Source organism: Streptomyces sp. NPDC087845, from assembly GCF_044742755.1.
In the GTDB taxonomy this organism is placed as follows: Bacteria; Actinomycetota; Actinomycetes; order Streptomycetales; family Streptomycetaceae; genus Streptomyces.
In genome coordinates this window covers 403853-412815 of the sequence record NZ_JBIUVC010000001.1, presented here as the reverse complement: position 1 = coordinate 412815, position 8963 = coordinate 403853, and the positions used below count along the sequence as shown (strand labels likewise).

Sequence of the window (8963 nt, the reverse complement as noted above, 5' to 3'; positions counted from 1 at the left end):
TCCCTGAGCGACATCGGCGCCGCGGCCGACGGCACCGTGTGGGGCGTGAACTCCGGCGGCAACATCTACCGGTACACCGGCGACCAGCCCAGCTGAGCGCAGGTCACGAGTGAGCGGGCCCAGACAGTGCTGCACTGCCTGGGCTCAGCCGACGGGCTGCCGGACAGGCGGTCGTGGTCCAGTCGTCCTCGCAGTCACCGCGCACCCGCTCCACGGCCGGTACCCGCCCCGGCCTCTTCAGTCCCTCAGTGATCTCCCGAACCCCGCGGCCAGCGGCATCCGCAGCCCCAGCGGGGGCGGCGCCGCCAGGGCGTCGGCGACCGGGCGGGCGTAGGCCCGGCCGAACAGGGATCCCCGGACGAAGTCCGTGGCCAGGGCCATCACTTCGGCGCGGTGCTGGCGCAGGCCGTGGCCGTCCGAGTGGACCTCGAAGCGGCAGGTGTCGCGGTTGGCCTTCTTGGCCCGTTCGGCCAGGCGGAAGGAGAGCTCGGGGTCGGTGCGGGAGTCGTTCGTGCCGTGGACGAGCAGGACCTGCCGGCCGAGCAGGTGCTTCACCGGTTCCGGCTCGTCCGCGGCGTTCTCCGGCAGCCAAGGGGCCATCGCCAGGACGGAGCCGACCGCCGCGTGGCCGCCCGCCCGGAGCGCGGCCCGGCCGCCCATGCCGTGGCCGGCGAGGCAGACGGGGACGTCGCCGTAGCGTCGTACGACCTCGTCCACCGCCCATCGGGTGTCCGCCGCGAGCTGCGCGTCGGTCGCGTTCCAGCCGCGGCAGCGGTATCGCACGACATGCGCGGCGAGCCCGTCCTCCCGGCCCGCGCGGGCCAGGGTCCGGGCCAGCGGCAGCTGGAGGGCGTACGAAAGAGGGGAAGGACGGCGGTGCGAGTCGGCCTCGCCGTCCGGGAGCAGCAGAACCACGCCGCTGACCGCGTTTGGTGCTCCGGCCGTTCTGACGGCCCGTCCCAGCCTCGCAGCAGGCAGGGGGAGTGCGCGCTGTGCCATGACAGAACAGTGTCAGAAGGACAGGTGTACTCCACCCGTATTCGCGGTCACTGTTACGCATCGGCAAGCGACAATCTACGCGCGTAGGCGCTAGAGTGCCCAAATGATGAGCCCGACCCTCCATGTGCCCGGCCAGGATCAGATCCGACGTGCCCCCAAGGTTCTTCTCCACGATCACCTCGACGGCGGCCTGCGCCCGGGAACGATCGTCGACCTCGCCCTCGCGAGCGGATACGACGGACTCCCCGAGACCGAGCCCGACAAGCTCGGCGTCTGGTTCCGCGAGGCGGCCGACTCCGGATCGCTGGAGCGCTACCTGGAGACGTTCGCCCACACCTGCGCCGTCATGCAGACCCGCGACGCACTGGTCCGCGTGGCCGCCGAATGCGCCGAGGACCTGGCCGCGGACGGTGTGGTGTACGCCGAGGTGCGGTACGCGCCCGAGCAGCACCTGGAAGCCGGGCTGAGCCTCGAAGAGGTCGTCGAAGCGGTCAACGAGGGCTTCCGGGAGGGCGAGCGGCGGGCCCGCCGGGACGGCCACCGCATCCGCATGGGCGCCCTCCTCACCGCGATGCGGCACGCCGCCCGCTCCCTGGAGATCGCCGAACTCGCCAACCGCTACCGCGACCAGGGCGTCGTGGGCTTCGACATCGCGGGCGCGGAGGCGGGCTTCCCGCCCACCCGGCACCTCGACGCGTTCGAGTACCTCAAGCGCGAGAACAACCACTTCACCATCCACGCGGGCGAGGCCTTCGGCCTGCCGTCGATCTGGCAGGCCCTCCAGTGGTGCGGCGCCGACCGGCTCGGCCACGGCGTCCGCATCATCGACGACATCGAGGTCGCCGAGGACGGCACCGTGAAGCTCGGCCGCCTCGCCTCCTACGTGCGGGACAAGCGCATCCCGCTGGAGCTGTGCCCGACCTCCAACCTCCAGACCGGCGCCGCCGCCTCGTACGCCGAGCACCCCATCGGGCTGCTGCGGAGGCTGCATTTCCGGGCCACCGTGAACACGGACAACCGGTTGATGAGCGGTACGAGCATGACCCGTGAATTCGAGAAGCTGACCGAGACCTTCGGATACACGCTCGACGACATGCAGTGGTTCACCGTCAACGCGATGAAATCCGCGTTCATCCCTTTCGATGAACGTCTCGCGATGATCAATGACGTGATCAAGCCCGGATACGCCGAGCTGAAGTCCGAGTGGCTCTTCGAGCAGACCGCTACGACCAGCGCGTCTTCCGCCTCCGCGGGCTGATCCGCGCTTCCGGGCAACGGCCGGGACGGCGAAATCGAAGCCGCTGCCCGGCTGTTTTCCGTGTTGGGCATGTTTGCGGGACCGGTAGTGGGCTGACTACGTTTCAGAGCTGCTCACATCCCTCTCCCCAAGGATGAATTTCACATGAAGCAGTCTGCTGTCAGGACTCTCGGTGCCGCCGTTCTCGGCGCCGCTTTCGCCGCCGCCGCGGGTACCGCCTCCGCCGCCGTGCTGCCGACCGACGCCGCGGCCACCGCCCTGCCGGTCGCCGGCTCGGCGCTGGAGACCGCGACCCAGTCCCTGCCGGTCCAGGACACGGCCACCAAGCTCCTCGGCACCGGCCAGCAGAAGCTCGTCGGCGACGCCACCGCCCCGGTCAAGGGCCTGCTCGGCGGCCTCCCCGCGGGCGGCCTGAAGACCGGCGGCCTGTCGGCCAACGGTCTCCCGCTCGGCGGCTGATCCCCGTACACACGCCCGTGGGGCGGGCACCCGGACCGGGTGCCCGCCCCACAGGCATGTGGTGCGTACGCGGGTCACCAGGCGGTGGACGCCGTCTTCTCCGACGGGAACAGCACCCACAGCGCCAGGTAGAGCAGGAACTGCGGCCCCGGCAGCAGGCAGGAGAGGACGAAGATGACGCGCATGGTTCCCGCGGAGGTGCCGAAGCGCCGTGCCAGCGCTGCGCACACTCCGCCGATCATGCGTCCGTCACGGGGGCGGGCAAGTGCGGCCATGGTGGGCTCCTTCGCGAACCGTTGCTGAGGGAGCAGCTCCGTCGTGCTCCCGATGCATCCATGGTCGCCGGGCGAACGGGGGCAAAGCGTCGCTCTACGGTGCGATACCGACCCTGGGAATCGTCGGGGTCGATCCCTGGGCCGTCTCGTCCCTGGGATGGGGCATCACCCTGATCCGCCGCTGCTTCCTGCGGCGCAGCCGTGACCGGCACATGGGTACGACCAGCAGATGGGCGAGCGCCACCCCGATGGTGTTCAGCAGCAGTGAGTCGACGTCGACGACCTGCCCCGGGACTCCGGTCTGCGCCAGTTCGATCGCCATCGAGATGAGCGCCCCCGCCGCGACGGTACGGGCCAGCGAGGCCCACGGGGAGACGAACAGCCGGCCCCCGGCCATCGGCAGCAGGACGCCCAGCGGGGCGAGCAGCAGCAGCCCCTCACCGATGCGGCGGGTGGCCTCGACCGGACCGAGGGACAGGTCGGCTCTGATGCCGGCGAGCGGTCGGAGATTCGAGGCGGTCATCCACGGCACATCGAGCGGACGCAGAGTCAGCCACCCGACAAGCAGCAGATGCGCGAGGAGGAGGGAGACTCCGGCCGCGCGGAAGCGGATGACAGTTTGACTGCCCGAACCTGGACGCACGTTCCCCAAGACGCGCCGGGCGGCAGGATCGGTTCCGCTCGCCCGGAACCGGGCCCGGCCCCGGGCGGCGGGACCGGCCCCCGGCGCCCCTCCCGCTCAGGCCCCCGCGCCCGTTCCCGCCGCCGGCGTGGGCACGGCCTTCGGCCGGGCCTTCGTCTCCGAGGTGCACAGATATCCGCGCGCCGGATAGTTCCCGGGCCCGCCCAGCGTCACCCTGCCGTCCGGGGCGAGCGCCTCGCTCTCCGCGTACGTGCACACGATCTGCGCCAGCGCCTCGGCCGGCAGGTCCTCGGGCTGCTCGCTGAGCCGCAGCGCGCCCTGACGGTCGCCGCCGCGGGCCGCGCCGATCCGCAGGCCCGCCGGTACGGCGGTGGAGTAACCGGCCTGCCGCTCCTCGGTGGACGGCTTCTGCTCCAGCTCCGCCAGGAGGGCCTGCGCGATCCGGACCCGGTCCGACGTCGTCTCGTCGACCTGCACCGTGCGGTCCACCGTGACCAGCTGCGAGGAGCAGACCAGATAGATCTGTACGGGGATGCCCCGGAACGCCTGGGTGGCGACGTCCTCGGCGGACATCGAGCACGGCACCTGGGACGGCGCGGCCCCGGCGTCCACCGGCACGGAGGTGGTCCTGATCCCGCAGCCCGCGGCCAGCACGGCCGCGGTCACGGCACCGGCCAGCGCCACGGCCGAACGGCGCCCCCGGCGATTGCTGCCCCTCACGTCGCGTCGCCCTCCTCGTCCTGGACCCCCGCGTCCTGATCCCCGTCACTCCCGTCGGAACGGGTGAGCGGCTCGGCGTCGCGCGGTAGCCGCAGGACGAACACCGCGCCGTCGCCGTCCGGGGAGTTCGCGGCCGTGATGTCACCGCCGTGGATGTGCGCGTTCTCCATGGCGATCGACAGGCCCAGACCGCTGCCCTCGGAGCGCGGGCGGGAGGCGCTGGCCTTGTAGAACCGGTCGAAGACGTGCGGCAGGACGTCCTCGGGGATGCCGGGGCCGTGGTCGCGGACCTCGATGACGAGTTCGCCGCCCTCGGTCCGTACCGCGACCCGTACCGGCGAACCGCCGTGCTTGAGCGCGTTGCCGATCAGGTTCGCCAGGATCACATCGAGCCGGCGCGGATCGAGGCGGACCATCATGCCGCGCTCGGCGTCCAGATCCACCGCGTCCAGCCAGGCGCGGGCGTCGATGCAGGCGGTGACCTGGTCGGCGACGTCGACCGTGTCGAGGACGAGCCGGGCCGTCCCCGCGTCGAAACGGGTGACCTCCATCAGGTTCTCCACCAGGTCGTTGAGGCGCCGGGTCTCGCTCACCACCAGGCGCACCGCGGGCGCGATCATCGGGTCGAGGCTGTCCGCCTCGTCCTCCAGCACCTCGGTGACGGCGGTCAGCGCGGTGAGCGGGGTGCGCAGTTCGTGCGACATGTCGGCGACGAACCGTCGGCTCGCCTCGTCCCGCGCGCTCATGTCCGCGACCCTCTTCTCCAGCGAACTGGCGGTCCTGTTGAACGTACGGGAGAGATCGGCCAGCTCATCGGTGCCGGACACCACGAGCCGGGTGTCGAGCTTGCCCTCGCCGAGCTTGCGGGCGGCGTCGCCGAGCCGCTGCACGGGCCGCAGTACGGTCGTCGCCGCGGCCTGCGCGAGCAGCGCGGAACCGATCAGGGCGAGCGCGGTGGCGATCCCCAGCGACCAGGCGAGGGAGTTCAGATCCTGCCGCTCCTGGTCGAGGGACTTGAGCATGTAGCCGGTCGGGCCACCGCCGATGATCTTCGTACCGCCCACCAGGTACGGCGTACCGCGGATGCTGGTCCGCTGCCAGAACAGGTGGTACTCGTACTTGTTGCCCGCTTCGACCGGCTGCTTCTCGGTGACCGCCTTCTGCAGCGACAGCGGCACGTTGTCGAGCGTGAAGGTGTCCAGATCGGAGTTGCCGACGATCGGCTTGCCCGTGTCGCGCTCGTCGACCAGCAGCACGCTGTAGCCGGGCGAACTGCTTGCCATCTGCACGGCGGCGTTCTGCAGGTCGTCCTTGGTGGGCCGCAGCGGCAGCGACGCCGCCCGGTTCTGCATCTCCTGGCGGAAGTCCCCGAGCGCCGAGTCCTGGGTACGCGTCAGGACGGCCTCGCGGTTCAGCCAGTACGCGATCCCCGAGGCGGACACCGCGGCGGTGAGCGCCACCAGCGCGAACACGACGACGAGGCGCAGCCGCAGACTCGTCCAGCGGAGCCCGGTGAGCAGGCTCCGCCTGGTGGCATCGCTCACTGAGGCGAATCCAGCCGGTAGCCCACACCCCGGACGGTACGGATCAGGGTCGGCGAGGACGGCACGTCCTCCACCTTGGCGCGCAGCCGCTGCACACAGGCGTCCACGAGCCGGGAGTCACCGAGGTAGTCGTGCTCCCAGACCAGCCGCAGCAGCTGTTGCCGGGACAGGGCCTGGCCCGGTCGGCGGCTCAGCTCCAGCAGGAGTCGCAGCTCGGTCGGCGTGAGCTGCAGATCCTCGCCGTTCTTGGTCACGGTCATCGCGGAACGGTCGATCACCACGTTCCCGAAGGACGCGGAGTCGGTGGACTCGCGCTCGCCGCGGCGGAGCACCGCCCGGATACGGGCATCGAGCACCCGGCCCTGCACGGGTTTCACCACATAGTCGTCGGCGCCGGACTCCAGCCCGACCACCACGTCGATGTCGTCGCTGCGCGCGGTCAGCAGGATGATCGGCAACTGGTCGGTGCGCCGGATGCGCCGGCACACCTCGAAACCGTCGATGCCGGGCAGCATCACATCCAGCACGATCAGATCAGGCCGCTGTTCACGCAGCAGTTTCAGGCCGTCCTCTCCCGTCGCCGCGGTGGCCACACGGTGGCCCTGGCGTGACAGCGAGAGTTCGAGGGCCGTGCGGATGGCGTCGTCGTCCTCGATCAGCAACAGGAAAGGCACGCTGGTCATTCTGACCCATGGTGGAGCCCCAGTTCGACAGTTGGTGCCGACTCATACATCCGGCACACCGCGGACGCACCGACGGCAGGCCCTGTGACAGGGCTGTGACAGTCGGCGGACAGCGTGATGAAACTGCCCCGGCAAGCTCATTGGCACAAGGAACGAACGGACTCCACCGATGGGGGGCGCGAGATGAACGCAAGTCACAGCATCACCGCAAGCGCAGTTGTCACGCGTCTCCACGATGTCGGCCGGAGCACCGAGAAGTCCGGGGCCGCGAACGGGCGGGGGTGCGTTCGTGGCGCCGGGCGTCAGCACACGTCGTACATGACGGTGGTTGACGTGCCTGCGAGGGGCAACGGGGGAATCGGCGGGGGAAGCAACGGGGGATCCGCGTACGGGGAGGCCATGGGGGAGCGGAAGTCCCCGGCGGGGGCCGACGACGCCGAAACGGCGTTCACGGCCTACGTCCGGGAGCGCCGCGCCTCCCTGTACGCAACCGCCTACCACCTGACCGGTGACCGGTTCGAGGCCGAGGATCTGCTGCAGAGCGCCCTCTTCTCGACGTACCGGGCATGGGACCGGATCAGCGACAAGGCGGCGGTCGGCGGCTATCTGCGCCGCACCATGACCAACCTGCACATCAGCGCCTGGCGCAGGCGCAAGCTCAACGAGTACCCGACCGAGGAGCTGCCGGAGACGGCGGGCGACACGGACGCGATGCGCGGCACGGAACTGCGCGCCGTGCTCTGGCAGGCGCTGGCGCGGCTGCCCGAACTCCAGCGCACGATGCTGGTCCTGCGGTACTACGAGGGCCGCACCGACCCGGAGATCGCGGCCATCCTCGACATCAGTGTCGGCACGGTGAAGTCGAGCATCTGGCGGTCGCTCCGCCGGCTGCGCGAGGACGAGGTCCTCAGCTTCGGCCGTGACGAGGAGGAGTCCTTCGGCGAGCTGGTGGCCTGAGGGGACGGGGGAACAAACGGGGGATACGGGGGAGAGTGGTGCCGCTGCTTCGGGGGAGGCGGCGGTGCACGGGGGAGTGCTGCGGGGTCGGACGGGCCGGGGGGTCCTGTCCGGCCCCGTCGGCGTGAAGCCCGACTGTGCCGGCGACCGAGGAGCGGGGGAGCCGGGGCCCGGGGCGGTGCCCCGGGCACGGCAAGTCCGCTACGCCGCGCCCCGTGCCGCGGGCGCCCGGCGGCACCGGCCCGCCGCCGCGGCGGCCAGCCGTCCGAGGGCCTCCTCCTTGCCGCACGGATACGCGCCCAGCGCCGTCTGCCGCGCCACGATCCGCCGCTCCGCCCGCATCAGCCGCCACCCCCGCCGCAGCAGGAACGGCACCGACTTGCGGCCCTCCCGCAGATCCCGCAGCAGCCGGCGGCGGAACGTCGTCGTCGGGCGGCCGCGCAGGCACAGCGCGTCCGCGAGCACCCCCAGCTCCTGGCACCGTTCGACTATGTCCGCGGCGAAGATCCCCTCGGCCACGAACAGCACTGTGCGGTCGATGTGGAAGGCTTCGTGGTCGACGCGGGAGCTCGTCGCGATGTCGTACACCGGGACATCCGTCCGCCCCGTGCGGCACAGCTCCGTGATCGCGGCGACCGCCGCATCGGCGTCCCAGGACTGCGCGGAGTCCCAGTCGATGTCCGTACTGCCGGGGACGAGCGGCAGCGTGGGGTCGTCGCCCTCCTTGTAGAAGTCGTCCAGGCGCAGCACCGGCAGGTCGGTGCGGGCGGCGAGGGACGACTTGCCGGAGCCGGAGGGGCCCGCGAGCAGCACGACGCGGGTCGGGAGCGGTTGGGAATTCACAGGACACGAGTGTGAGGCATTGACCCGCGCAGGGGATCCCCCGGAGGTCGGGTTGGTATCGAGCATCACACCTCAACTACTCTACGTACTCAAATGGTTACTCGATCGGCTCGATCAGGTGGGAAATCCATGGCACGTCACGCACTATCCACGTCCCGGCGCCGCGCCCTGCTGCGGGCAGGTCTGACCGTCACGGCGGTCGGCGCCGCACTCGGAGCGGGAGGTGCGGCGGCCCAGGCGGCGCCGCTTCCCCTCGTACCGGCCACGGGCGCCGACACCGGCCTCGGCGCGGCGGGTGAGGCGGCCACGGGCGCGGTGACCGGGGCGCTCGGGCACTCGCTCAGGAACGGCATCGCACCGGTGACGCATCTGCGGCTCGACCCGCTGGCCGGTACCGGCACGGACCCGCTGGACAACGCGGTGGGGACACAGGTCGCCGACTTCAAGCCGCTCTCCACGAGCGCGGTCACCGACCCGTTGACCAGCGGCGGCGCCCTGAAGGACCTGCCGGTGGTGGGGCAGGCGGCAGCGGTCCTGCACGGCTGAGACCGTCGCGGGAACGCACGGGGCGCGTACACGGAG

General features: G+C 71.2%; 11 protein-coding genes. 4 read left to right on the top strand and 7 right to left on the bottom strand.

All coding sequences use genetic code 11. The annotated features are described in order from the left end of the window. Positions 1 to 237: 237 nt before the first annotated feature. Positions 238 to 999: an alpha/beta hydrolase gene (locus ACIOMQ_RS01875; protein WP_362209788.1), complete on the bottom strand. Its 762-nt coding sequence runs from the start codon at positions 997 to 999 to the stop codon at positions 238 to 240. A 103-nt stretch (positions 1000 to 1102) separates the two neighbouring features. On the opposite strand from ACIOMQ_RS01875, the gene ACIOMQ_RS01870 reads away from it, so the two are divergent. Together ACIOMQ_RS01870 and ACIOMQ_RS01865 are read left to right on the top strand one after the other, a co-directional pair. Beyond that, positions 1103 to 2257 (top strand): adenosine deaminase, encoded by a 1155-nt coding sequence (locus ACIOMQ_RS01870; protein WP_402187573.1) that lies wholly within the window; start codon positions 1103 to 1105, stop codon positions 2255 to 2257. A gap of 144 nt (positions 2258 to 2401) precedes the next feature. Further along, positions 2402 to 2716, top strand: coding sequence for a hypothetical protein (locus tag ACIOMQ_RS01865; RefSeq protein ID WP_362209782.1), 315 nt, complete (start codon positions 2402 to 2404; stop codon positions 2714 to 2716). A 74-nt stretch (positions 2717 to 2790) separates the two neighbouring features. Here ACIOMQ_RS01865 and ACIOMQ_RS01860 read toward each other — a convergent pair whose 3' ends face one another. The 5 genes from ACIOMQ_RS01860 to afsQ1 all read right to left on the bottom strand — a co-directional run bounded on the left by ACIOMQ_RS01860 (position 2791) and on the right by afsQ1 (position 6572). Further along, the gene (locus ACIOMQ_RS01860) at positions 2791 to 2991 is read right to left on the bottom strand and encodes a PspC domain-containing protein (protein ID WP_362209779.1); all 201 of its coding nucleotides are present in this window, start codon (positions 2989 to 2991) and stop codon (positions 2791 to 2793) included. A 94-nt stretch (positions 2992 to 3085) separates the two neighbouring features. After that, a complete protein-coding gene (locus ACIOMQ_RS01855; protein WP_362209776.1) occupies positions 3086 to 3634 on the bottom strand; it encodes a VanZ family protein in 549 nt (182 codons plus the stop codon). 96 nt (positions 3635 to 3730) lie between these two features. Continuing rightward, on the bottom strand, positions 3731 to 4354 hold the full coding sequence (locus tag ACIOMQ_RS01850) for a hypothetical protein (RefSeq protein ID WP_401261521.1): 624 nt from the start codon (positions 4352 to 4354) through the stop codon (positions 3731 to 3733). Continuing rightward, entirely contained in the window at positions 4351 to 5898 is a 1548-nt protein-coding gene (locus tag ACIOMQ_RS01845; protein ID WP_362209770.1) for a HAMP domain-containing sensor histidine kinase, read from the bottom strand. The genes ACIOMQ_RS01850 and ACIOMQ_RS01845 overlap by 4 nt, the downstream gene beginning before the upstream one ends. Further along, positions 5895 to 6572, bottom strand: coding sequence for a two-component system response regulator AfsQ1 (gene afsQ1, locus ACIOMQ_RS01840; RefSeq protein ID WP_176729344.1), 678 nt, complete (start codon positions 6570 to 6572; stop codon positions 5895 to 5897). The genes ACIOMQ_RS01845 and afsQ1 overlap by 4 nt, the downstream gene beginning before the upstream one ends. Positions 6573 to 6764: 192 nt before the next feature. Between afsQ1 and ACIOMQ_RS01835 the strand changes: the two genes are divergently transcribed. Next, the gene (locus ACIOMQ_RS01835) at positions 6765 to 7538 is read left to right on the top strand and encodes a SigE family RNA polymerase sigma factor (protein ID WP_362209767.1); all 774 of its coding nucleotides are present in this window, start codon (positions 6765 to 6767) and stop codon (positions 7536 to 7538) included. Between the two features lie 201 nt (positions 7539 to 7739). Here ACIOMQ_RS01835 and ACIOMQ_RS01830 read toward each other — a convergent pair whose 3' ends face one another. After that, the gene (locus ACIOMQ_RS01830; protein WP_362209764.1) at positions 7740 to 8447 is read right to left on the bottom strand and encodes a uridine kinase; all 708 of its coding nucleotides are present in this window, start codon (positions 8445 to 8447) and stop codon (positions 7740 to 7742) included. A 63-nt stretch (positions 8448 to 8510) separates the two neighbouring features. Between ACIOMQ_RS01830 and ACIOMQ_RS01825 the strand changes: the two genes are divergently transcribed. Next, positions 8511 to 8927, top strand: a complete 417-nt coding sequence (locus ACIOMQ_RS01825; RefSeq protein WP_362209761.1) for a hypothetical protein — start codon at positions 8511 to 8513, stop codon at positions 8925 to 8927. The last annotated feature ends 36 nt before the right edge of the window (positions 8928 to 8963 follow it).

Coding starts and splice junctions, on each gene's coding strand:
- ACIOMQ_RS01875 (WP_362209788.1), bottom strand. CDS start 999: ATGGCACAGCGCGCACTCCCCCTGCCTGCTGCGAGGCTGGGACGGGCC.
- ACIOMQ_RS01870 (WP_402187573.1), top strand. CDS start 1,103: ATGATGAGCCCGACCCTCCATGTGCCCGGCCAGGATCAGATCCGACGT.
- ACIOMQ_RS01865 (WP_362209782.1), top strand. CDS start 2,402: ATGAAGCAGTCTGCTGTCAGGACTCTCGGTGCCGCCGTTCTCGGCGCC.
- ACIOMQ_RS01860 (WP_362209779.1), bottom strand. CDS start 2,991: ATGGCCGCACTTGCCCGCCCCCGTGACGGACGCATGATCGGCGGAGTG.
- ACIOMQ_RS01835 (WP_362209767.1), top strand. CDS start 6,765: ATGAACGCAAGTCACAGCATCACCGCAAGCGCAGTTGTCACGCGTCTC.
- ACIOMQ_RS01830 (WP_362209764.1), bottom strand. CDS start 8,447: ATGCTCGATACCAACCCGACCTCCGGGGGATCCCCTGCGCGGGTCAAT.
- ACIOMQ_RS01825 (WP_362209761.1), top strand. CDS start 8,511: ATGGCACGTCACGCACTATCCACGTCCCGGCGCCGCGCCCTGCTGCGG.